Annotated in this window: 22 protein-coding genes, 1 tRNA gene and 2 pseudogenes; 19 read left to right on the top strand and 6 right to left on the bottom strand. The window is 56.6% G+C overall.

The genetic code is table 11. From position 1 onward, the window contains the following. From LZG00_00505 to LZG00_00445, 13 genes and pseudogenes are all read left to right on the top strand, one after another. The gene (locus LZG00_00505) at positions 1–741 is read left to right on the top strand and encodes a 2Fe-2S iron-sulfur cluster-binding protein (protein ID MCF3592477.1); all 741 of its coding nucleotides are present in this window, start codon (positions 1–3) and stop codon (positions 739–741) included. Continuing rightward, positions 741–1,073, top strand: a complete 333-nt coding sequence (locus LZG00_00500; protein MCF3592476.1) for a succinate dehydrogenase — start codon at positions 741–743, stop codon at positions 1,071–1,073. Before LZG00_00505 ends, LZG00_00500 begins: the two co-directional genes overlap by 1 nt. After that, the gene (gene sdhC, locus LZG00_00495) at positions 1,073–1,411 is read left to right on the top strand and encodes a succinate dehydrogenase, cytochrome b556 subunit (protein ID MCF3592475.1); all 339 of its coding nucleotides are present in this window, start codon (positions 1,073–1,075) and stop codon (positions 1,409–1,411) included. The genes LZG00_00500 and sdhC overlap by 1 nt, the downstream gene beginning before the upstream one ends. A gap of 3 nt (positions 1,412–1,414) precedes the next feature. Further along, positions 1,415–3,166 carry an FAD-binding protein gene (locus tag LZG00_00490; GenBank protein MCF3592474.1) on the top strand — a complete coding sequence of 584 codons (1,752 nt, stop codon included), beginning with the start codon at positions 1,415–1,417 and terminating at the stop codon, positions 3,164–3,166. Further along, the gene (locus LZG00_00485) at positions 3,163–4,128 is read left to right on the top strand and encodes a fumarate hydratase (GenBank protein ID MCF3592473.1); all 966 of its coding nucleotides are present in this window, start codon (positions 3,163–3,165) and stop codon (positions 4,126–4,128) included. Before LZG00_00490 ends, LZG00_00485 begins: the two co-directional genes overlap by 4 nt. Next, positions 4,115–4,783 (top strand): fumarate hydratase C-terminal domain-containing protein, encoded by a 669-nt coding sequence (locus tag LZG00_00480; protein ID MCF3592472.1) that lies wholly within the window; start codon positions 4,115–4,117, stop codon positions 4,781–4,783. The genes LZG00_00485 and LZG00_00480 overlap by 14 nt, the downstream gene beginning before the upstream one ends. Before the next feature lie 1,081 nt (positions 4,784–5,864). Then, positions 5,865–6,270: pseudogene (locus LZG00_00475) on the top strand (IS5/IS1182 family transposase). A 313-nt stretch (positions 6,271–6,583) separates the two neighbouring features. Then, positions 6,584–7,783 (top strand): integrase arm-type DNA-binding domain-containing protein, encoded by a 1,200-nt coding sequence (locus LZG00_00470; GenBank protein MCF3592471.1) that lies wholly within the window; start codon positions 6,584–6,586, stop codon positions 7,781–7,783. A 3-nt stretch (positions 7,784–7,786) separates the two neighbouring features. Next, positions 7,787–8,530 carry a hypothetical protein gene (locus LZG00_00465; GenBank protein ID MCF3592470.1) on the top strand — a complete coding sequence of 248 codons (744 nt, stop codon included), beginning with the start codon at positions 7,787–7,789 and terminating at the stop codon, positions 8,528–8,530. Between the two features lie 43 nt (positions 8,531–8,573). Further along, positions 8,574–8,744, top strand: a complete 171-nt coding sequence (locus LZG00_00460) for an AlpA family phage regulatory protein (protein ID MCF3592469.1) — start codon at positions 8,574–8,576, stop codon at positions 8,742–8,744. 110 nt (positions 8,745–8,854) lie between these two features. Next, positions 8,855–9,142 (top strand): hypothetical protein, encoded by a 288-nt coding sequence (locus LZG00_00455; GenBank protein ID MCF3592468.1) that lies wholly within the window; start codon positions 8,855–8,857, stop codon positions 9,140–9,142. 260 nt (positions 9,143–9,402) lie between these two features. Beyond that, positions 9,403–9,834: a helix-turn-helix domain-containing protein gene (locus LZG00_00450; protein MCF3592467.1), complete on the top strand. Its 432-nt coding sequence runs from the start codon at positions 9,403–9,405 to the stop codon at positions 9,832–9,834. A 393-nt stretch (positions 9,835–10,227) separates the two neighbouring features. Next, positions 10,228–10,869, top strand: coding sequence for a hypothetical protein (locus LZG00_00445; GenBank protein MCF3592466.1), 642 nt, complete (start codon positions 10,228–10,230; stop codon positions 10,867–10,869). Between the two features lie 34 nt (positions 10,870–10,903). Here the strand turns inward: LZG00_00445 and LZG00_00440 are convergent, their stop codons facing one another. From LZG00_00440 to LZG00_00420, 5 genes and pseudogenes are all read right to left on the bottom strand, one after another. Continuing rightward, entirely contained in the window at positions 10,904–11,119 is a 216-nt protein-coding gene (locus LZG00_00440) for a hypothetical protein (GenBank protein MCF3592465.1), read from the bottom strand. Between the two features lie 113 nt (positions 11,120–11,232). Continuing rightward, a complete protein-coding gene (locus LZG00_00435; protein MCF3592464.1) occupies positions 11,233–11,745 on the bottom strand; it encodes a PIN domain-containing protein in 513 nt (170 codons plus the stop codon). Then, entirely contained in the window at positions 11,738–12,592 is an 855-nt protein-coding gene (locus tag LZG00_00430; protein MCF3592463.1) for a hypothetical protein, read from the bottom strand. Before LZG00_00430 ends, LZG00_00435 begins: the two co-directional genes overlap by 8 nt. Positions 12,593–12,697: 105 nt before the next feature. Next, a pseudogene (locus LZG00_00425) lies at positions 12,698–12,810 on the bottom strand (transposase). 360 nt (positions 12,811–13,170) lie between these two features. Beyond that, a tRNA-Leu gene (locus LZG00_00420) sits at positions 13,171–13,257 on the bottom strand. Between the two features lie 147 nt (positions 13,258–13,404). Here LZG00_00420 and LZG00_00415 point away from each other — a divergent pair. Then, a complete protein-coding gene (locus LZG00_00415) occupies positions 13,405–14,388 on the top strand; it encodes a complex I NDUFA9 subunit family protein (GenBank protein MCF3592462.1) in 984 nt (327 codons plus the stop codon). 97 nt (positions 14,389–14,485) lie between these two features. On the opposite strand, the gene LZG00_00410 is transcribed toward LZG00_00415, so the two are convergent. Then, entirely contained in the window at positions 14,486–15,292 is an 807-nt protein-coding gene (locus LZG00_00410) for an undecaprenyl-diphosphate phosphatase (protein ID MCF3592461.1), read from the bottom strand. Positions 15,293–15,507: 215 nt separating this feature from the next. Between LZG00_00410 and LZG00_00405 the strand changes: the two genes are divergently transcribed. From LZG00_00405 to LZG00_00385, 5 genes are all read left to right on the top strand, one after another. Then, on the top strand, positions 15,508–16,941 hold the full coding sequence (locus LZG00_00405) for an NAD(P)-dependent oxidoreductase (protein ID MCF3592460.1): 1,434 nt from the start codon (positions 15,508–15,510) through the stop codon (positions 16,939–16,941). A 217-nt stretch (positions 16,942–17,158) separates the two neighbouring features. Continuing rightward, positions 17,159–17,497 (top strand): GFA family protein, encoded by a 339-nt coding sequence (locus LZG00_00400; protein ID MCF3592459.1) that lies wholly within the window; start codon positions 17,159–17,161, stop codon positions 17,495–17,497. A 3-nt stretch (positions 17,498–17,500) separates the two neighbouring features. Next, on the top strand, positions 17,501–22,039 hold the full coding sequence (gene gltB / locus LZG00_00395; protein ID MCF3592458.1) for a glutamate synthase large subunit: 4,539 nt from the start codon (positions 17,501–17,503) through the stop codon (positions 22,037–22,039). A gap of 439 nt (positions 22,040–22,478) precedes the next feature. After that, positions 22,479–23,156, top strand: coding sequence for a monofunctional biosynthetic peptidoglycan transglycosylase (mtgA, locus tag LZG00_00390; protein MCF3592457.1), 678 nt, complete (start codon positions 22,479–22,481; stop codon positions 23,154–23,156). Between the two features lie 58 nt (positions 23,157–23,214). Beyond that, entirely contained in the window at positions 23,215–23,880 is a 666-nt protein-coding gene (locus LZG00_00385) for a glutathione S-transferase family protein (GenBank protein MCF3592456.1), read from the top strand. Positions 23,881–23,911 lie beyond the last annotated feature (31 nt).

Raw genomic sequence — 23,911 nt, 5'->3', positions numbered from 1 at the left:
ATGAGCAAACACAGCCAAAAAAAGATGGATGTTCTGAAAGTTTCGGTCTGGCGCGGGGATGCTGACAGCGGCAATTATGAGACCCATGACGTGCCCGTGCAGGAAAACCAGACCATTCTGGATGTGGTCAGTTGGATTCAGCAGAATGCAGCGCCGGATTTGACATATCGCTATGCCTGCCGGGTGGGCATGTGCGGATCCTGTGCGATGATGGTCAACGGCACCCCGCGCTGGACTTGCCGGACCCATGTCAACAAGGTGCTGGATGGCAACAAGCTGCGGGTGGCACCGTTGCGCAACCTACCGGTGATCAAGGATCTGGCGACCGACATGGATCCGTTCTTTGACAAATGGGTCGCTGTGGGCGGGGCGCATATCCCCAGCAAGACCCGTCATGACCCAATCGAGGAGATCCGCCCTGACAGCGCCGGACGGGTGGTGGCCAATGCCGGGATAGAATGTATCAACTGTTCGGTTTGCTATGCCGCTTGCGACACGGTCACGGGCAACCCGGACTATTTTGGCCCGGCGGCGTTGCAACGCGCCTGGACCATCGTGAATGATGAAAAACACGCTGACCGTCTGACTGTACTGGATGCGGTCTCAAAACGCGGTGGTTGTCACAACTGCCATTCGATGGGCAATTGCACCATGCATTGCCCCAATGACCTTGACCCGATGACTGCCATCGCGGGTCTCAAGCGGGTAACCGCACGCAATTTCTTCAAACGGGGTCGCTGATGCTGGATATTCGCTTATACATGGCGCAACGTCTGAGTGCGATGGTGATGGCACCCTTGGTGCTGACCCATATCGTGGTGATGGTCATCGCCATTCAGGGCGGGCTTAGTGCGGTTGAAATCCTTGACCGCACCCAAGGCTCGTTGTTCTGGATGCTGTTCTACGGCCTGTTTGTCGCTGCCGCGTCGTTGCACGCGGCCCTCGGCCTGCGCGTGATTATGCATGAGGTAACAGGGCTGCGCGGGTTAGGTCTGTCGCTCCTGACGCTGGGTAGTTTCGGAGTGTTTGCGGGGATGGGGGCACGGGCCGTGATGGCCGTGACGGTACTCTGATGCAAAGCTATCGCAATCATTCTTTGTGGTTCGCCTTTCTGCTGCATCGTTTGTCGGGGTTGGCGCTGGCGCTGTTCCTGCCGACCCATTTCTATGTGCTGTCTCTGGCGCTGACTTCGCCCGACCGGCTTGACGGGTTCCTGCATTGGGCCGAGCAGCCCATCGTCAAACTGGCCGAAGGCGGCTTGGTCTTCCTGCTGGCGGTGCATTTCTTTGGCGGGTTGCGGCTATTGGCGTTGGAATTCTTGCCCTGGCCACCCCGCCACAAGACCCTGGCTGCTGCCGCCCTGTCCGGCGCAGTTCTGGTATCCGGGCTTTTCCTTTTGAAGGCGGTGTAATCTATGAATATCGAACGTCACGACACCGATATCCTGATCCTCGGAACCGGCGGCGCCGGGATGTTTGCCGCGCTTCATGCCCAACAGACAGCGCCCGAGGGGACAAAGATTACGATTGCGGTCAAAGGCCTGATCGGGAAATGCGGCTGCACCCGCATGGTGCAGGGCGGCTATAACGTCGCGCTTGGCCATGGCGACAGCGTGGAGCGGCATTTCATGGACACGATTAACGGCGGCAAATGGCTGCCCAATCAGGAAATGGCGTGGAAGCTCTGCGAACAGGCCGTTGTGCGGGTGCGAGAGCTGGAAAACGAGATTGGCTGTTTCTTTGACCGTGAGGCCGATGGCCGTCTGCATCACAAGGCTTTTGCTGGGCAAACCGCCGACCGCACTGTGCATAAGGGCGACTTGACAGGCATCGAGATCATCAACCGGCTGATGGAGCAGGTGCTAAGCCGCCCGATCGAAAAGCTACCGGAGCACCGGGCTATCGGGTTGATTCCGACCAATGATGGCTCTGCCCTCGCCGGGGTTCTGTTCATCGACATGCGCACGGGCAAATTTCGTTTTGTCCGGGCCAAAACCGTCATGATGGGCACAGGAGGCGGCCCGACGATGTACAAGTATCACACACCTTCGGGTGACAAAACGATGGACGGGTTGGCCATGGCCCTGCGCGCAGGTCTGACCCTGCGTGATATGGAAATGGTGCAGTTCCACCCCACCGGCTTGCTCGCGGGCGATCACACCCGGATGACCGGCACCGTGCTGGAAGAAGGGCTGCGCGGCGCAGGCGGGCAGTTGATCGGCCATTCCGGCCAGCGCTTCATGTTTGACTATGACGCCAAGGGCGAGCGGGCCACCCGTGACGTGGTTAGCCGTGGCATCTATGCCGAGATGCGCAAGAACAACAATCCCGAGCAAGAGGGCGTGTTCATCTCGATGGCGCATCTGGGGCCAGATAATGTGCGTAAGAAGTTCAAGGGCATGGTTAACCGCTGTGCTGACAGCGGTTTCGATCTGGCCGCAGGCACGGTCGAGGTGGTGCCGACCGCGCATTATTTCATGGGCGGTGTGGTGGTTGATGCGGACACCAGGACTGCGATGGAGGGGCTCTATGTAGCCGGAGAAGACGCGGGCGGCGCGCATGGGTCAAACCGTCTTGGCGGCAACGGAGTGGCCAACTCTACCGTCTATGGCGGTGTGGCCGGTGACACGATGGGGATAGATATCCGCAAGATGGGCGCTTTGCGCGACCCGGATGAGGCAGTGCTCGCAGCCGAAGTTGAGCGTGCCCTGCGGCCCTTGTCCAAGACGCCTGGTCATGTTCTGGGCTTACGCCAGGAACTGCAAAACGCAATGTGGGATGATGTGGGCGTTATGCGCACGCAAACCGGGATGACCCGAGCAATTGACCGCATTGCCGGGATCGGGGGCGCGTTGCTGGAAACCGGTGTCGACGACTCAAACCTCGCCTTCAACCTGACTTGGCATGATTGGCTGAACATGGCCTCGCTGGTCGAGGTGTCTGAGGTGATTGCCAAAGCGGGGCTCGTGCGCGAGAACTCGCGTGGTGCGCATTTTCGTGAAGATTTCCCGGACCCTGGCGATCTCGAAAGCTCCTACTTCACCGTCGCCTGCAAGTCCGGCGACCGCGTCGAGGTGAGCCGCGAAAACGTGCAGTTCTCCATCGTCAAGCCCGGAGAAACCGTTCTGCCAGAAGGCGAACCCGAAACATTGGTGGCGCAACCATGATTCCTATCGACCTTATTCAATCCACCGCCGAAACGCTGATGAACAAGGCGGCCATCGAGATCCCCGAGGATTACCTTGAAGGGTTGCAGGCGGCGGCGAGGACCGAAGATGGAGATCTGTCCTCCTTTGTTCTGAAGGCCATGCTGGAAAACTACGAGGCCGCCAAAGAGGATCGCCGCGCCATGTGTGGGGATACCGGTGTGCCGCGCTGGTTCGTGAAGATGGGCAACGAGGCACAGATCGAAGGCGGACCGGTAGCGCTCGAAACCGCGCTGCGCCGCGCCACGGCTGAGGCGACCAACGGTGTACCCCTGCGCCCCAACCGGGTGCATCCGCTGTGGCGCACCGATCACAACAACAATGTCGGCATCGGCGCGCCCGAGATCGAATATGGGTTCGAACCGGACGGCGATTGGATTGACCTGATCACCGTGCACAAGGGCGGGCTCTTCGGCACTGACTACCGAATGCTGTTTCCCTCCGACGGGATCGAAGGCATCAAGCGGTTCTATCTTGATTGCCTTGTTGCCTTTGGCAAACGCGGGCTGGCCTGTCAGCCCGCGATCATCGGCATCGGGCTGGGCGGCTCCAAAGATACTTGCATGGTTCTGGGCAAACGCGCCTCGACCTTACGAATTGTAGGCAGTCGCAATTCGGACCCCAGGATAGCAGCCCTTGAGGACGAACTGAAAGAGCTGGGCAATTCGATCGGCATGGGCGCGATGGGATTTGTCGGCAAGAACATGGTGATCGATACCAATATCGAGGTGGGCTATTGTCACACCGGCGGTATGCAGATGTCGGTGCATGCCTTCTGCCTGTCGTCTCGCCGAGCAGTGGCACGGCTATTCCCCGACGGGCGGGTGGAATATCGCACCGATCCCGATTGGTTTACTGATTATCAACGCCGCGAATCCGTTGAATGGGAACCGCTTCAGGAGGCCAGCCATGAAACCGCGTGAGATTACCCTGAGCACCACTCCAACGTCTAAAGAAATCGCGGCGCTGCGTCTGGGCGATATCGTCTATCTCGACGGGCTGATGTATACGGCGCGAGAGGGCGTCTATATGCGCGCGCTGGAGGAAAAGGCCAATATACCGATGGAACTACCGTCGGAAAGCGCGGCGAATTTCCACTGTTCGCCTGCCGCCCGGATCAATGCAGATGGTTCGTTTGACATGGGGGCGGTCACCGCTACGGCGAGTTTTCGCTTTGCCAAATGGCTGCCAGAATGGATCGCCAAGACCGGCGCCAAGTTGATCATCGGCAAGGGCGGCATGTCTTCAAAAGACTACAAGGACTATTTCGTTCCTAATGGTACAGTCTACCTGTCGACGGTTGGCTACGGCACCGGCGCGCTCTTGGGGCGCGGGGTTGAAAACGTCGAGGCCGTGCACTGGAACGAAGAGCTTGGACTGGCGCAGGCCATGTGGGTCATTCGTTGTCGCAAAATGGGCCCGTTTATCGTAGCCTCAGATCTCGAGGGCAACTGCCTGTTTGAGCGTGAGAACGTGAAGATCAGCCAAAACCTGGACCGAATCTACGAAGGCACCAAACCCGCCACCCTCAAACGCTTTGGCGAAACCGACGACCGGAGCGACGAATTAATCGGGTGATCCGCATTCGTCATTGTGTGCATTGTCCATCTCCATTGTTTCGCCATGCACGAATGTCATTGGCCGAAAGTCTTGAAGGCGAAGCATTTTCTGCCGGTTTTGCTGAGAAAGGTTTTCAGCGCCAGCGCTCACCGCGTTCTAACGAGGCTTAGCGTTGACTCTTTAGGTGCGGGAGGGCGAAATGTGTGCATTCGCTGCACGTGCCTGGATCATACCTCCGCAAGTCGAAAGCAGCCATTCAAAGACCAAGATACTCGGCATTCTTGCTACTGCCTAAACCAAAGATGACTATGCGCCGTTTGGTTTTATTGTCGACTGGGTTGAGGTCCGCCCCGGAATCCAAGTTGCGGAAGGGCCGCAGGCCGAGCGGAATTCTGCAACGGGTTTGCTGTTTCTGAGCGCCACGGGCATGCACTTCTGCGCCCCCTCGCTCCAAAACGGCTCACTGTCTGCCAGCAGAGATCAGATCGTTATCAATAAGGCTTGGAGACAGTAGCCGCGCCTCAATACCCGATGCTTTTCGCAGTCCTGCAAGAGGCGCAGACCTTGCCGCAAGCTGGACCACCTGGTTCTGTCATCATTAACGCGCGCAAGAGCGCTACGGCCCCAGAGCGCGGTCAGTGCTTCCAGTCCCAGATCGTCTTCACGAGCCTCATTGCTCACAACATAGACGCCTGGAATTCGTTCGCCTGACCCATCCTGTTGTGGCTTGTGCTCAGCTGTCATCCTGACCTGAGTAGGCAGCGTCCGCCACCGATGTTTGGGGGTAGCGTAACGTTCGTCAGGTTGCAGCGCCTTGGTCCTGTTTCGAGCAGTGCGTATCGCGTCCGGGCTGAGAACATCTGATCGGGTGATGGCATCGATTGTCGCCGAACACAGCAGATCTGCGCATGTTACAGCCTCGTCAGATTGGACAACCCCGGCATTCCTGGCCGCTTGAAAGAGGCTGTGCAGACCCGCCATTATCTCAAAGCAGTCCACGCCATCTGGATCCAGCCCAAACGCTGCGGCGTCGCTCTCGATCTGGCGGGGCAGGGGATAACACGCGAGTTGGTGACATTTGTTGCTTCGCAGGGCACTGGACGGAGCAAACGATAGACGCAAATACCATGATGCGATTGCAACCCGCAAGGTCCATGCTGTTATCCCGCCCCGCAAGATCGCCAGGATGTGGAAGCCTGACACCGCAGGAACGAAAGCGCGCAACTAAGCGGTGCGTTCCTCGAAGTACCTGGGTCGCGCTCTGTGGCGAAGTCTGACCGGGTATCACCGCCGGAGCCGCGTCAAAACGAAACCTCTCGGGATCATGCTACGCATAACCCTGTCGGTCAATGGATGCATTGTGTAAAACTACTTGGCAGCGCCTCTCGGCGCGCGACCTCGATCGTCAGGTTACAGAGATCCAAATCCGCGCCGCGATCCTCAACGGCTTCACAGCTCTTGGCATACCCCGTACCGAGGCCATGGGTTTAATCCGTCCGGGGTAAGGGGAAGCCGTCCTCAAGTGAGTTTGTGCGACAAAGCGCTAAGCAAAGGGGGATGATTTCCCATGTCAGGAAACCTCAGTTGTGTCGCAGTTTTGAGGAGCGACGGCCAAAAACCCTTAGAAATACTGCAAATTTGCGTTCTTGGGGTTGACGTTGGTGCCCAGGAGAGGCGTCTAAGACCTATATCTTGATGCACCGTGAAACACCTAAACTCCAATAAAATAGGCGAATTTGCTATCTAGTTTGCTCCACAACGCTTCACAACGCCCCATAGCATACCATATGTTGAGGGGGATAGAGAGGTGGATTGAGAATGGGCCGTGCCATAAATCGACTGAGTGCATCCGAGGTGAAGGCCGCCAGCATCGGCAAACATGCGGACGGCGGGGGGCTTTGGTTGGTCAGGCGCGTGGACGGAGGCGCGCAATGGGTGCTGCGTGTCACCATACACGGCAGGCGACGCGAAATGGGCCTTGGGGCTTATCCTGACCGCTCATTGAAAGAGGCGCGCGAGGAAGCCGAAAAATGGCGGGCCGTAGCGCGGCAAGGTCTGGACCCAATCAAAGAACGCGACCGGCAGCGGCGCGAGGCCGCGCGCAATATCCACATGCTGGCCGATATCGCCCTGGACGCCTTCGAAAGCCGCAAGGCCGAACTGAAAGGCGACGGAAAGGCGGGGCGCTGGTTTTCGCCGCTTGAACTGCACGTCCTGCCAAAGCTGGGCAAGGTTCCGGTGGCCGATATCGACCAAAAGGATATTCGCGACACGCTGGCCCCTATCTGGCACACCAAAGCCGACACCGCGCGCAAGGCTATGAACCGTCTTAGCATCGTCATGCGTCACGCGTCGGCGCTGGGGCTGGAGGTTGATTTACAGGCGACGGAAAAGGCCAAGGCACTTTTGGGCAAACAACGGCATACGGTAACAAACATCCCTTCTCTCCCGTGGCAGGACGTCCCTGAATTTTATCAGTCCCTTGGGGGTAGTATTACAGAACTGGCTTTGCGACTGCTTATCCTGACGGGCGCGCGGTCTAGTCCGCTGCGCAATATCCATGTGGACCAGATCGAAGGAAACGTTTGGACCATCCCCGCCGAGGATATGAAAGGCCGCAAGGGCGCTACCAACGATTTTCGCGTCCCACTTTCAACCGAGGCCCAGCGCGTGATTGCAGAGGCGCACAAGTTTGCCCGCGACGGGTTCCTGTTTCCCGGCGTCAAGCGAGGCGTCATATCCGACATGACCATGACCGCTCTGATGGATCGGCGGGGCATGAAAGAGCGCCCCCACGGTTTCCGCACATCCCTGCGGGTCTGGTTGGCAGAGGCGACGAACGCGCCGCATGACGTGGCCGAAATGTGCATTAGCCACATGGTTGGGTCTAAGACGGTGCAAGCTTACAAGCGGACGGATTTTCTGGAGCAACGGCGGGCGTTGATGGAACGGTGGTCAGGATTAGCAACCGGACAATATGGAAAAGCTATCGAGTTTGTTCCGCGAGATGTGAGTTGACCGATGCGCCCAGCCATTAGCGAATTCGCAGACGGACTGCTCGAGCGGCAGGAATACCTAAGATTTTTCATGCTTGAGTTCAATGCGTCGATTGAGCGTGACCCAGTAACCGCAACACGGGACTTTCTGTTTGATAACAAAACTTCATTAGATCCCAATCCGGACCTTCTACCTGATGGAATTAGACTTGTCTATTTGAAGCGGCAAACCTATGGAAAATCCACACTCACAGTCTCAGAGATTGAAGCAATTGCCGAGGCTCTGGAGAGGCCAAATAGGAAAGTGGTCTCTACTGCAAAGGCCTTGTTGTTAGATCATCTCTCATTAAGCAACGCGCCTCCGAGAAGCGCGCTTCCTCTCTTAGAAAAGCTGTTCACCGCAATCGAAAACCCCCGCAGTAGAGGCAGGAGTGCGACGTATAACATAAATCGCAATTCTGTTATCAACTTTGCCGTTCAAAGATTGACGTCGAGTGGCCTAACAAAGACCGGAGTTAACGGCTCTGCGTGCGACATCGTCGCTGATGAGCTTTGCCGTATTGGGTATCCAATTTCGGCAGACGGGGTCCGTAAAATAGTGGACGCGCTCAAAGGACACGTCTCCGAACGTGAGGAAGTGGAAATGGTTATGGATGTAATTAGACAAGGCGTGAGTCCTGAATTAGCAGAAAAACAGGAGGACGCTTGGCGTGTGCTTGAGGGTATTGGAAAGAAAATGGGCTATATTCCTTCCAATGACACAAGCTGATTAGTGCTCCACGGTGTTCCAGTGAAGAAAGGAGCACCCATTCATGCGCTATATCACTTTTCGTGAACTTCAAGACAAGATCGGTGGCCGTGGCCGCACCACGATTTATCGCGATGTCGAACAGGGCCGCCTGCCCAAGCCGATGAAACTCGGTTCCCGCCTCTATTGGGTCGAGTCCGATATCGACGCGGCCTTGGCTGAGGCCCGGAACTAAAAACACCCCCGCACTTGCGGAAACCGCAGGCGCTGGGGGTGCCGTCTTTAGTCTAAGCAACTCAGACATACGCCCAGCGCCTTTCTTTTTCAACAGAAAGGCACCACCCAATGACCCATGAGATTTTTTACTCTGGCGCGTCGCAGGTTTACTGGACCTGCAAGGCGTTGATCGACGGACGCACGATAAACCACCAAACAGAAATCCGCGAAATGCGCGGCTGGCGATTGGGCGCAATCATCCATTGCCTGCGCCACCAATACAACTGGCCTATTCATGCGGAATATCGCGGACCACAGAACGTCGCGCACTATTCCTTGAAAGAAGGAATAGACCGGGCCGCACTGCGGTTCCCTAAGTCGGCAAGCGCGCTGGGCGACGACGGAGCGTCACAATGACCGCCGCGCGTGTCCGCCGCCTTCGCCGCCTCTATGGCCTGACTGAAACCCAAGCCCGCCTTATCGCCGCGCTTCACTATGGAGCGGGCAATGACTGAGCCTTGCACACGCCTCACCCGTCTCGATGGTAAGTGGCACATTGTTGTTCGCAAAGGTGCTAAGGGAGTCGCAGAGGCCGTCTGGTTATCTCTTGGCGGTTGTCCCTGCCAAGCGACCGCAATGCGCGTCTGGCTGGCCTGTCTGACAATGGACAAACATTAATGGCAGGCAAGATTTACAAACGTCAAAAAAGGGGGGCTGGGCGGTTCGTCCAGCTTCCCGAATGGGTGCAGGCGTCCGAGGCTTGGGCGACCCTGCCTCCTGGCCCCCGCGCGCTCTACATCGAATTGAAACGCCGCTTTAATGGCACGAACAACGGCACAATCTTCCTCAGCCATAGGGACGCGGCTACGTCGCTAAATGTGCATCGCAACACTGTTGGCCCGTGGTTCAGGGAACTTGAGCAACGCGGGTTTATTTTCATGACCCAAGGCCCGCACCTAGGACCGTCCGGCATCGGGCGCGCGTCGGTCTGGGGATTGGCTGAGGAAGCCACGCCAGACGGTCGGCCCGCTCGGAAAACCTTCATCCGATTCCAGAACCCCCGCACAAATATTGTGCATGACCGTCACAAAAAAGAGGACGCCAGTTGAGGAATATTGAGGTTCAGAGCGTAAACCGTCCTGTTTTCTGTGACGCAAAACGCGATATCGGGCGAAACGGCGTCACAAAAACCCGGACATGTATACATCTAGCCATAGGCAGGCGGTTTGCTGGAGAGACCCAAGGCCCGAACTCGAAACCCCTGATTTGTGGATGTGAGTGTTTGGCTTTCCCCATCGGTCCTTCATAGCAAGCTGCCCAAGATTTTCACCCCCCCTCTGGGGGAGTCGCAAAGTCTGGCTGCCTGCACTCAGGACCGCAGAGGGGGGACAAGTTTATGCACGGACAGTTTGGAGATAAAAAGTTGAGCGGGTTTCGTTGTTGCTCGTCCAATTCATAACGAAACTTTCCTATTGATTTCGGAAAATATCAGGAGGCACCACATGGGCGGATATGGCTCAGGACGAACAGGCTACAAACAGAAGGCAGAGGATTGCCGTTCTTTGGATGTGAACCGCCTTCACCGCGAAGGCTGTCTGCGTCCCGGTTGGCGCGGTAACTGGATATGGTCACGCGATGGAGAGGAGGTGGCGCGGATTGGATGCCGTGCAGAGCAAGGCCGTTTCGTGTTGGATTACAAGGTACGCCAAATTGGCGGCGACTGGGAACCGATACTCCAGCCCATACGCATTACCCACACAAACTGCCACTATGGGAACCAGCGCCCCTATTTCACCTGTCCCGGCGTGGTCAGTGGCCGTCATTGTGGACGGCGCGTCGGCAAGCTATTCTTGGGCGGGCAGTATTTCCTTTGCCGCCATTGCTATAATATCGGATACTCCAGCCAATCAGAGGCCCACTATGACCGTATGTTGCGGCGGGCAAATAAGCTGCGGACTGCGCTGGGCGGCGAACCGGGAACCGGTTACTGGATAGTGCCCAAGCCCAAGGGCATGTGGCAACGGACCTACCAGCGCAAAAGGCTTGAGATTGAATGGTACGAAAGCCAAGCAGACCAAGCATTTCTAAGCAGATTTTCCCACCTTCTTAGCGAGGAAGAACCCGAAATATTTTTAGGGTCATAGCAAAAATAGGGCGATTGCGTATTTGACAAACCCACTAAATGTTAGGCGGGTTAGGCTCCGCTTGTTCATCATGTCGCCACGTCTGCACAGCTACTTCAACCCAGACCTTCAAGTCCGAAGGAGATTTTCCATCTTTAATAGCTTCAAGAATCGCTTTGGCTCCGTGTTGGTAGCCAGCACGATATTGCTCTTCCGGGTCTTCTCTCTGGCCAGAAAATCCGGGTGGGCGCTTGAACTTACTTTTCATCATCGTCCCCGTCTCCTTGCTGCAATAGCTTCGCCTTGGTTATCTTTTTTGGATCGTCATTGAACTTGGCCTCGTCCTAGTCGTGCTCAAGCTGACGGGCCGTTTCTTCGAAGCATTCACGCTGGGTTTTGTTTTGCGTGTTCAAACAAGGCGCCATCGGTTGAACTGTCAGGGTAGCAAATATTCAGCAGAGTTCCATTCTGACAGGCGAATTTGTCGGACAGATGCAATAGGTCAGCTCTGTCATAGGTATGCATTGTTTCGATACTCCATCGCAAAGCGGACGCAAGGTGGACTGCATCTTGGTACTTCCCAAGCCCAGACGTGTCCCGCCATAGATTACGACCCATTTCTGCAATATCGACGGCCATGGGAATCGGCTTAATGAATTGCTGACGAAAAATATCAGCAATCTTCTTTCCATTCTCAACTGACATCGGCTTCACTCTTGTCGATTCAGCACCAATTTTTCGGCACTCAATCATGGAAAGGGTAGATGTCCAGATTTCGGCCTTTCCGTCTCTGGCCCAGCCATAGACAATTTCCAATTCCCGTTTTTTATCCGGCTCCCCATTTAATAGGCCAATAAATGCACAGGTGTCCCAATAGAATTTCCTTGGTTTAGCCACTGGCTTTACCCCTCAATTCCTCAAGATGTTCTTGCATCGTCCGCTCTCCTAAAACGTCAAGCGGTTTAAGATCGTGAATCGTGACATCCGTCCAAGGAACTTCGTCAAAAGCTTCAATATCGGCTCGCTTCAAGTCACCCTCAGAGTTGTAGTGAAGCGCTCCTGTAAGTTCTACCCTGCGACCCTCCCAAACTTCGCTCCACCTGTGAGCTGGCCCAATTTGTGCAGACAGATCATCGGATAATACACAAGTGAACTTTTTTTCAGAAAGGCGTTCGATCACATCAAGCGCAGGCTTTCCATTCCAACGGGTCAGACCTGCAATTTCGCCCTCTACAGTTCCGTATTCCGTGCGCTGCCAGTCCGGTAGACTTTCTCGCTCCGCTATCTCGACACGTTCAATTGCGGCTCGCGCAGTCTTTGCATTTTGCGGGCGGATACTGAAAGGTTCTTCACCAGAGATTGCAATTTCCGTGCGTGTGATGGTGCTAGTGTTTCTCTCAATTACACGTTTGATCGCAGGAAGCGTATCAAAGACAACCCCATTTACGCGCCCATTTAGAAGCTCTCTTACATCACTAGAAAGCAAACCAGATACACGATTGGCCTCCATCACGATGGACAAATCTGGCTTCACTGGAAACGGCTCTGCAATTAACGTAAACGGCGGGCTATTTGTGTGAGCCTCGGTCAGCCGCCAAACGATCTTGCGCTCACTTGGATTTGTTGCTTCAGACCGCTCCAAGGCTTCAATCATGTCCAGCACTTGATTCAGAGCATCGGACACAGTGAGAAATTCCCCAGCTAAGGGGTCTGGATAGACAGTGACGGAAAACGTCTTCGCCATTCTATTCCCTTTTAGGTAGCTTCATGCGACCGCTGATGAGCCAAAGTATGTGAGCCACTTGCCATTGGTTGACAGTAGCAAGGTAATAGTCCGTTGTGAATTCGCTACTCCATTTGCGACTGGATTTTGTAACGAAATTCAAATTCTGCGGTAAAACGATGAAGATGGCGTTGATTGCAGCACCTATAATCCCCCTTCATGCCGCGATTGAATATGGAAGAGGCAATCGCCAAAATCGTAAATGGGCGAATTGCAAACCCAGTCTCGCACCAACCTTGGACAAAAGACCAAGTTGTAAGCTTCGCTGTCGGTTTCCTAACTGACTTCAGCATCAAGCAACAAGCCAATTCAACTACCGTAATGGCAGGAGACCTGCAGCGGGCCGCAGATCACTGCATCGGCAAATACCTATAAAGCGGGCCGGTGGTTTTCTCCGCTAGAACTGCGTGTACTGCGGTTCGGGGAACAGATGGCGGCAAATCGCAAATGACCATCTCGCTCAAGGGGGATGCAAGGGGGGATCGACACGCATGGTTATTGCGTATCGTATTGAAATATAGGGCAAATTTTTATTTAACTGGTGCCCAGGAGAGGACTCGAACCTCCACATCGTTGCCAATACTAGCACCTGAAGCTAGCGCGTCTACCAATTCCGCCACCTGGGCAGGTGTCGTGAGGCAGCCGTTTACGCCGACACAGTCTGGGTGTCAACGGGGTACTCAATCAAATTCACCTGCGTCACATATCACCTTGTCCCACTGGCCTCAGAGGACTAGGAAAGGGCAACGCTAAGTATCAGCTGGAGGTCGGTCGTGAGCAAGCTTGTAACCATTTTTGGCGGTTCGGGATTCGCCGGACGCTATATTGCACAACAGCTGGCCGCGAAAGGCTGGCGGGTTCGCGTAGCTGTTCGCCGCCCAAACGAGGCGATGCACGTCAAGCCCTATGGTGTTCCAGGGCAGGTTGAACCTTTCTTCGCCAACATCCGTGACGACGCCAGCGTCGCGGCTGCGGTGAAAGGGGCAGATGCGGTGGTCAATTGCGTTGGAACTTTCGACGCGCGCGGAAAGAACAATTTTGATGCTGTGCAGCACGAAGGCGCGGAACGCGTTGCCAGGCTCGCTGCCAGTGCCGGGGCCGAAACGCTCGTCCACATTTCTGCATTGGGCTGCGATCAGGACGCCAAAAGCTCCTATGCTCAAACCAAATGTTTGGGTGAGAAAGCCGTTCTGGCGCAATTCTCGAATGCGATGATTCTGCGGCCAGGTGTGATTTTCGGCAATGAGGATGGTTTCTTCAATCGTTTCGCAGCGATGAGCCGGTTTGGTCCCGTGATGCCGCTATTCGGTGGCAATACCAAGTTTCAGCCGGTCTATGTCGAGGATGTCGCCAGTGCTGCGGTTCTTGGAGTGGAAGGCAAAGCCCACGGGATTTACGAACTGGGCGGGCCGGATGTGAAGAGCTTGCGCGGTTGGGTTGATGTGATCTTGGAATCGGTCAAACGCAGAAGGCTGGTGCCGAACTTGCCGATGTGGTTCGGGCGGCTGATGGCTTGGGGTTTCGACATGCTCGAAATCATGAGCGTCGGGCTGATCCGCAACGGGATCCTGACCCGTGATCAAGTCAAGCAATTGCGACACGACAACGTTGTAAGCGGAAGCGAAAAAGGCTTTGCCGATCTTGGTATCGAACCAACTTCGCCAGAAGCGGTTATCGACAGCTATCTTTGGCGGTTCCGGCCCAGCGGGCAGTATGACGCAATTCGTGATTCGGCTAAGAACCTCAGAGCGCACTGAACGGGTTGCATTTCGCGCTCTGCTTCTGACGCATTGCTGGGGCTATAATTCGTCGGGCAAATGCTGAGAACCGTGTCCTGTACTATAGAGTCTGGGGTTACCGAGAATAAGCCAGTGCCAGCAGGAACAATCCCAGCAAAACGCGGTAAACAACATATGGCGTGAAGCTCGTCGAGCGTAGAAGCCGCATCATCAGGCTCAGAGCGCCCAGCGCCGCCAGGAAAGATAGCCCTGCCGCGAGGGCGCCGTCTTTCGCGGCCTGTGCATCGGCCGTCGCGATCACCTCGACCGATAGCAAGGCGCCCGAAGCAAAGATGACGGGTATCGACATCAACATCGCGATTTTTGCGCTATCTTGGCGTGAATAGCCCATTATCCGACCTGCGGTAATGCAAATACCCGACCGTGAGGTGCCTGGTATCAACGCGATAGCCTGCCAGAGGCCAAACTGAATGGCATCATTGAGCGACCAGTTGCTGGCGGCTTTACTTGTTTCGCCTTTTTGATCGGCCCAATAGAGCAGAAGCCCAAATAGCAGCATGGTCCAGCCGATGACTTTCAACGTGCGCATTTCATCGCTCAGACCAGTGAGCTTGAGCACTAGCCCCGCAAGAATTGCAGGGATTGTGGCGATCATCAGGAGGAAGGCAAGTCGGGCGCCAGGCGTATCGATGCGACCCGTCAACATACGCGGCACTCCGGCAAGGCCCTGCCGCACATCTGTCCAGAAATAGAACACCACAGCGAAAAGCGTGCCGACATGCACCGCTACATCAATCGTCTGGCCCTGATCCGCCAAGCCCGTTAACCGCGGCAACAGGACCAAGTGACCGGAGGAAGAAACCGGTAGGAATTCGGTGATTCCCTGAATGAGTGCGACGAGAATCAGATGAAAAAGCGGCATTGCTCGGCCTCGTTATCGTTTCGAACAGCTATAGGCGGGCGCGAAATAAAGGAAAAGCTGCAAGTTAGGTCCGGTTCGGGACTAAAAAGCCGAACAATTTTTGTTTGCAGCGGGTAATTTGTTCCTCTACCTACAGAAAGGTCAACCTTACTGTCTTTTATCCGATTTCGTGGTGGAGTATGGGGTGGGGGAATAGGATAGTGGAGAAGTTGAACGTGGCGAAACAACCGATGCTGAAATTTGTGTCTTTGGGGCGGGATATGCCCGAGAAGCGCGGCGCCACCGTACGCAATGCGGATTTCAACGAAATTTATGCAGAGTTCGCCGAAGCCAAGGCCGCCGAGCAGGCGAGCCGGTGCAGCCAATGCGGTGTTCCCTTTTGTCAGACCCATTGCCCGTTGCACAATAATATCCCTGATTGGCTGAGGATGACCGCGGAAGGGCGGCTGGAAGAGGCTTATGAGTTGAGCCAAAGCACCAATACCTTCCCCGAGATCTGTGGCCGGATTTGCCCGCAGGACCGCCTTTGCGAAGGCAATTGCGTTATCGAGCAGAGCGGCCATGGCACCGTGACCATCGGCGCGGTCGAAAAATACATCACCGATACAGCCTGGGAGCGCGGCTGGGTCAAACCGATCAAGCCGAACGCCGAACGCCGCGAAAGCGTCGGCATCATTGGCGCGGGTCCAGGCGGGCTGGCGGCGGCTGACAAATTGCGCCGCGCCGGCGTGCAGGTCACGATCTATGACCGCCATGACCGCGCCGGTGGCTTGCTGACCTATGGCATTCCCGGTTTCAAGTTGGAGAAAGATATCGTCATGCGCCGCAACGATCAGCTCGCACAGGGCGGCGTCAAGTTCGAGCTGAATTGCAACATCGGTACCGATCTTCCGTTTGAGACGATCCGCAATGCGCATGATGCCGTCATCATTGCCACTGGTGTCTATAAAACAAGGGATATGGGCGGACCCGGTTCAGGCGCCGAGGGGATCGTCAACGCGATTGATTATCTGACCACCAGCAACAGATTGAGCTTTGGTGACTCTGTACCCGAGTTCGAAAACGGCACGCTTGATGCCAAGGGCAAGAAGGTGGTTGTGATCGGCGGCGGCGACACGGCGATGGATTGCGTTCGCACCGCGATCAGGCAGGGCGCAACAAGCGTTAAATGCCTCTATCGCCGTGACCGAGCCAATATGCCCGGTAGCCAGCGGGAAGTGCAAAACGCCGAAGAAGAAGGCGTGATCTTTGAATGGCTGGCCGCGCCCAAGGGCTTTGTTGGTGATCCCGTCAGCGGCGTGATGGTGCAGAAAATGCGCCTTGGGCCGCCGGATGTGACCGGACGCCAAAGTGTCGAAGCGATCGAGGGTGCGGACTATACCGAAGACGCCGATCTGGTAATCAAGGCGTTGGGATTTGAGCCGGAAGACCTGCCGACGCTGTGGGGTCAACCCGAACTTACCGTGACCAGTTGGGGCACGGTGAAGGCACAATACCGCTCGGGCGAAACCGAGATGAAAGGCGTCTTTGCGGTGGGTGATATCGTGCGCGGCGCCTCGCTTGTCGTTTGGGCAATCAGGGACGGGTGCGATTGTGCCGATGCAATCCTCAAGCGGCTTGATGACGTTAAGACTCTTGCTGCTGAGTGAATTTCAAGGGGGGTGACTCCCGGCTGCCCTCTGGCTGCCGCCCGGCTGCCGGGGGATTCAACCTCGAAAAGTTAATCGGTCATGGCTTATGACCTATGTGATGAAGAAAGTATAAACTTCGGTGACGCAAAACCTGGTTGGAAATTGCTTGTGCGGGGCGGTGACAATTACCGTGGCGGGTGCGCACGATCCGCAGGTTGGTGCTTGCCATTGCCGCATGTGCCAACGGTGGTCTGGTGGTTTGTTTTTGTGTTTCGAAGCGCAGCCCGAAGCGGTCAACGTTGCCGGAGAGGTAACGCGATACGCCTCGTCAGAATTTTCCGAGCGCGCCTTTTGTGCGCGTTGTGGTTCGCATTTGTGGATGCGCGACACCGACGCCGAAAACGCGGCCTATGATTTGATGCCCGGCCTTTTCGATGATGCATCGAATTGGCCGTTACGATCCGAGATCTATACCGACCGGGCGATGGCCTGTGTTGCGCTTGCGGGCGATCACAGCCGGAAGACCGAAGCAGAATATGAAGCGAATAATTCGCACGTGATTAAAGGGGACTGAGCCATGACCAAATATGACGCAGACTGGGCCAGGGCCGAAGAGACCAAGCGCGCCTGGATGGCTGACAACAGCCTGTTTCGCGACGAACACGAGCATTCCTCGTGCGGCGTGGGGCTTGCCGTCAATATCAGCGGCAAACCGAGCCGCGATGTTGTCGAAGCCGGGATTGCCGCGCTCAAGGCGATCTGGCATCGCGGGGCTGTGGATGCGGACGGCAAGACCGGTGATGGCGCGGGTATCCACCTGCAAATTCCGGTGTCGTTCTTTTACGATCAGGTGCGCCGCACCGGGCATGAGCCGAAGCTGGATGAGTTGATTGCGGTAGGTCAGGTCTTTCTGCCGCGCACCGATTTCAAGGCGCAGGAAACCTGTCGGACCATCGTGGAAACCGAAGTTCTGCGCATGGGCTATTACATTTATGGCTGGCGGCATGTGCCCGTCGAGATCGAATGTTTGGGCGAAAAGGCCAACGCGACCCGCCCCGAGATCGAGCAGATTCTGATTTCCAACGCCAAGGGCGTGGATGAGGAGACGTTCGAGCGCGAGCTTTATGTGATCCGCCGCCGGATCGAGAAAGCGGCGACGAAAGCCGGGGTGGCCGGGCTCTATCTCTGTTCGCTGAGCTGTCGCAGCATCATCTACAAGGGCATGATGCTGGCCGAGCAGGTGGCCGAGTTCTATCCCGATCTTCTGGATGAACGGTTTGAGAGCGCCTATGCGATCTATCATCAGCGTTATTCGACCAATACGTTCCCGCAATGGTGGTTGGCCCAACCGTTCCGCATGTTGGCGCATAACGGCGAGATCAACACGCTGAAGGGCAACGTGAACTGGATGAAGAGCCATGAAATCCGCATGGCTTCGGCGACGTTTGGTGATCTGGCCGATGATATCAAACCGATCATCCAGACCGGATCATCCGATAGTGCCGCGCTTGATTCCGTGTTTGAGGTTCTGGTCAGGGCCGGGCGCAATGCGCCGATGGCCAAGACAATGCTGGTGCCGGAAAGCTGGAGCAAGCAGGCGGTGGAATTGCCGCAGTCCTGGATGGACATGTATTCTTACTGCAACTCGGTGATGGAACCTTGGGATGGGCCCGCCGCGCTGGCGATGACCGATGGGCGCTGGGTCTGCGCGGGTCTTGATCGTAACGGGCTGCGCCCCATGCGCTATGTTGTGACGGGCGACGGCATGCTGATCGCCGGTTCGGAAGCCGGTATGGTGCCAGTGGACGAGGCGACCGTCACGGAAAAAGGCGCGCTTGGACCGGGGCAATTGTTGGCTGTGGATATGGCCGAGGGAAAAATTTTCCGCGATACCGAGATCAAGGACAAGCTGGCCGCGTCGCGCCCGTTTGGTGAATGGGTGGGCAAGATTGCCGAGCTGGATAACCGGCTGCAAAGCCTCGATGAGGCGCCGATGTTTACCGGTGAGGGGCTTCGCAAGCGCCAGATTGCGGCGGGTTATACCCTCGAAGAGTTGGAACAGATTCTGGCGCCGATGGCAGAGGACGGCAAAGAGGCGTTGGCCTCGATGGGGGACGACACGCCCAGCGCGGTTTTGTCGATGAAGTATCGCCCGTTGAGCCATTTCTTCCGCCAGAACTTCAGCCAGGTGACCAATCCGCCGATCGACAGTTTGCGCGAATACCGGGTGATGAGCCTGAAAACGCGGTTCGGGAATTTGAAGAACGTGTTGGATGAAAGCAGTGCGCAGACCGAGATTATCGTGTTGGAGAGCCCGTTTGTCGCAAATGCGGAATGGGATGAGCTGACCGAGATCTTCAACGCTGACCTGGTCGAGATTGATTGCACTTTTCCGGTGGATGGTGGGGCCGGCGCGTTGCGCGCTGCTCTTGACCGGGTCAGGGCCGAGGCGGAAGATGCGGTGCGGTCGGGCGCGGGGCATCTTGTGCTGACCGATCATCATCAGAGCGAAGACAAGGTGGCGATGCCGATGATCCTTGCGACATCGGCGGTGCATTCGTGGCTGACCGAAAAAGGGTTGCGTACGTTCTGTTCGCTCAATGTGCGGGCGGCAGAATGTATTGATCCGCATTATTTTGCCGTTCTGGTGGGCTGTGGTGCGACGGTGGTGAACCCCTATCTGGCGCAGGATTCTCTGGCTGAACGGATGTCGCGGGGGCTGCTTGATGGCACGCTGGCCGAGACGATGACGCGCTATCGCGAGGCTATTGATCAGGGCCTGCTGAAGATCATGGCGAAGATGGGGATCTCGGTGATCTCGTCTTATCGCGGTGGGCTGAATTTCGAGGCGGTGGGGCTTTCCCGCGCGATGTGTGCGGAGTTTTTCCCAGGGATGCTAAGCCGGATTTCGGGCATCGGGGTGAGCGGCATCCAACGCAAGGCCGAGGAAATCCATGCGCGCGGATGGCGCGGCGGCGTGGGTGTTCTGCCGGTGGGCGGGTTCTACAAGGCGCGCCAGTCGGGCGAAACCCACGCTTGGGGTGCGACGAATATGCATTTGATGCAAACCGCCTGTGATCGGGCGAGCTATTCGCTCTGGAAGCAATATTCGGCAGCGATGCGGAAAAATCCGCCAATCCATCTGCGCGATTTGCTGGCGATCAAGCCGATGGGCGCACCAGTGCCGATTGAAGAGGTGGAGAGCATCACCGCCATTCGCAAACGGTTCGTGACACCGGGCATGTCGCTTGGGGCGCTCAGCCCCGAGGCGCACAAGGCGCTGAATGTGGCGATGAACCGGATCGGCGCGAAATCCGATAGCGGCGAAGGCGGGGAGGATCCGGCGCATTTTGTGCCGGAGCCGAATGGCGACAACCCCAGCGCCAAGATCAAACAGGTGGCGAGCGGGCGCTTTGGCGTGACGGCAGAATACCTGAACCAGTGCGAAGAGCTGGAAATCAAGGTAGCACAAGGCGCCAAGCCCGGCGAGGGTGGTCAGTTGCCCGGTATGAAAGTGACCGAGCTTATTGCGCGCCTGCGGCTGTCGACCAAGGGTGTCACCCTGATTAGTCCGCCGCCGCATCACGATATTTACAGCATCGAAGACCTTGCGCAGCTGATCTATGACCTGAAACAGATCAACCCGCGCGCGAAAGTTACGGTCAAACTGGTGGCCTCATCCGGTGTCGGCACGATTGCTGCGGGTGTTGCCAAGGCCAAGGCGGATGTCATCCTGATTTCCGGGCATAATGGCGGCACCGGGGCCAGCCCGGCGAGTTCGATCAAGTATGCCGGTCTGCCTTGGGAAATGGGGCTGACCGAGGCGCATCAGGTTCTCAGCATGAACAAGCTGCGCGACCGGGTGACCCTCAGAACCGATGGCGGCTTGCGCACTGGGCGCGATATCGTGATGGCGGCGATGATGGGGGCCGAGGAATACGGCATCGGCACCGCCGCGCTGATCGCGATGGGCTGTATCATGGTGCGTCAGTGTCAGAGCAACACCTGCCCCGTGGGCGTTTGCACGCAGGATGAAGACCTGCGCAAGAAGTTCACCGGCAGCGCCGACAAGGTGGTGAACCTGATCACCTTTTATGCCACCGAAGTGCGCGAAATTCTGGCCGAGATCGGCGCGCGTTCACTTGATGAGGTGATTGGACGAGCCGATCTGTTGAGTCAGGTGAGCCGTGGAGCCGAACATCTGGATGATCTCGATCTCAATCCGCTTTTGATCACGGTCGATGGTGCGAAAGACATCGTCTATAACCGCAACAAGCCGCGCAACGAGGTTACGCCGACGCTTGATGCGGAAATCGTGGTGGATGCGGACCGCTTTCTGGAGGAAGGCGAAAAGATGCAGCTTTCTTATGCGGTGCAGAACACGCACCGGAGCGTCGGCACGCGGATTTCCAGCCATATCGTGCGCAATTTCGGGATGCGCAACAAGCTTCAACCCGATCATCTGACGATCAAGCTGACCGGTAGCGCCGGACAGAGCCTTGGCGCGTTTGCCGCTCCGGGGCTGAAGATCGAGGTGAGCGGTGATGCCAACGATTATGTTGGCAAGGGGCTGTCTGGTGGCACGATCGTGGTGCGCCCGCCGATGCATTCGCCGCTGATTGCGAGCGAAAATACGATCATCGGCAACACCGTGCTTTATGGCGCGACCAACGGCTATCTGTTTGCTGCCGGGCGGGCCGGGGAGCGCTTTGCCGTGCGAAACTCAGGGGCGCAGGTTGTCGTTGAGGGCTGTGGCTCAAACGGGTGTGAATACATGACCGGGGGGGTTGCTGTTATCCTTGGCGGGATCGGAGCGAATTTCGGCGCCGGGATGACCGGCGGGATGGCCTATCTCTATGATCCTGATGGTGCGGCGGAAAACCTGATGAATTTGGAAAGCTTGGTGACGTGCCCGGTAACCATCAGCCATTGGGAAAATCAGCTGAAAACTCTGATCGAGCGGCACTTGGCAGAAACCGGAAGCCGGAAGGCCGCCGATATTCTGCAACATTGGGATCTGGAAAAGGTCAATTTCCTTCAGGTCTGCCCGAAAGAGATGCTGGCCCACCTGCCCCATCCGCTGAACCTTGAAGAGGCTGCGATACCGGCGGAATAGGACGATGCCAAGTGCGATCCGGCGACAGCGTGTTGCCGGATCGGCATGATATCGGGATAATTTTACCTAGATTGTTCCCAATTTACGCCCGGCTGATGCAGCAAGCTTGGACGTAGTTCAAAGAAACACCATAAACAGGCGCGCGCGTGCCGACGACCTTTTACGATGTGTTTTCTGAAACCCTTCCGACCTTACTGCTGGTTGCAGGGGGAATGATGCGTGTTGGCAGAGCCTTTTCCCGGCTGTTGATCTCGCCCGAATTGCTTCTGTTCAGTCTTGCGTTACGGGGCATGTGGAAGCGCCGTGCCATAAATCATTGTTGCGGGCGTTTCGGGGCAAACTCGTGATTCAAGTTCACGGCGAAACGCTCTATAGCAGGATTGTGGCGAAAAAAACAAAACCCAGAAAGGCGAAAAGCCCCCCGACGCTGACCGAGCGGATGCTAAGCCCGTTTCGGTGGTTGCGGCGTTGGTTTGTGCGGCTGATCGTGTTGGTTCTGGCGACGGTTCTGATCGTGGTTTCAATGCATGCGGCGTTCAACCCGTCGCGCACGTTCTACATGAAATCCGAAGCGCGGCGGTTGGGCGGAATAGATCATATCTGGGTGCCGCTCAAAGAGGTGGCGCCAGTGATGGCGCGGTCGGTGGTGGCGGCCGAGGATGCCAATTTCTGCCTGCACTGGGGTTTTGATGTCGAGGCGATTCGCACCGCTCTTGAAGAAGGGTCGGGGCGCGGGGCGTCAACAATCAGCCAGCAGGTGGTGAAAAACGTCTATCTCTGGCAGGGACGCAATTGGGCGCGCAAGGCTCTGGAAGCCGTGCTTACGCCGCTGGTCGAGGCGATCTGGAGCAAACGGCGCATCATCGAGGTTTATCTCAATATCGCCGAGTTTGATGAGGGGGTGTTTGGGATCGACGCCGCCTCGCAACATTATTTCGGTATCGTGCCGGCCAAGCTTTCGCCGGTGCAGGCGGCGCGGCTTGCAGCGGTTTTGCCCAACCCCAAGGCGCGTTCGGCCTCAAAACCATCAAGAACGCTGATCCGGCGGGCGCGTTCGATCCAGGATGGAGCGGAAACAATCCGCCGGGATGGCCGGGCGGCTTGTTTCGAGGATTGAAAAGAGCGGCGCAAAGCGGCATTGAAGAAGACGATTGTCCTTACTGTTCGAAATGACCATGGCCACGCTTTATCATGTTCCGCTTTCCCCGTTCTGCCGCAAGGTTCGTCTGAGCCTTGCCGAGAAGAAGATTGAGTGCGAGCTGATCGAGGAGCGCTATTGGGAACAAGGGCCCGATTTCATGCGGCGCAATCCGGCGGGCAAGGTGCCCGTTCTGAAGATTGACGGCATGGTCATGTCGGAAAGCGCGGCGATTTGTGAATACCTCGAAGAAGCCTATCCCGACATGCCGCTAATGCCGAAGGACCCGGTGGGTCGCTATGAGGTGCGTCGTCTGATCGGTTGGTTTGACGACAAGTTCCATCACGAGGTGACGTCGAAACTTGTCTACGAACGGGTCAACAAGAAGGTGATGAAGCAGGGCTATCCAGACAGCAAGAATGTGAAGGCCGGCGCGAAGATGATCAAGTATCACCTCGATTATCTGGCCTGGCTGTTGGACCAGAGGCGGTGGCTTGCGGGGGATGTGATGACCTTGGCCGATTTTGCCGCCGCGGCCCATCTGAGCGCGCTGGATTACATTTCTGACGTGGATTGGAACCGCAGCGCGGTCGTCAAGGATTGGTATGCCAAGATCAAATCGCGCCCGGCCTTCCGAAATATCCTGGCCGATCAGGTGCCCGGTTTTCTACCGCCGCCGCATTATGCCGATCTGGACTTTTGAACCTTCAGGTCAGGACGGAGGGCCAGCCCCC

The organism is Rhodobacteraceae bacterium LMO-JJ12 (assembly GCA_021555075.1).
Classification (GTDB): Bacteria; Pseudomonadota; Alphaproteobacteria; order Rhodobacterales; family Rhodobacteraceae; genus JAKGBX01.
The sequence above is the reverse complement of the archived record's forward strand: the minus strand, read 5'-3'. Positions and strand labels throughout refer to the sequence as shown.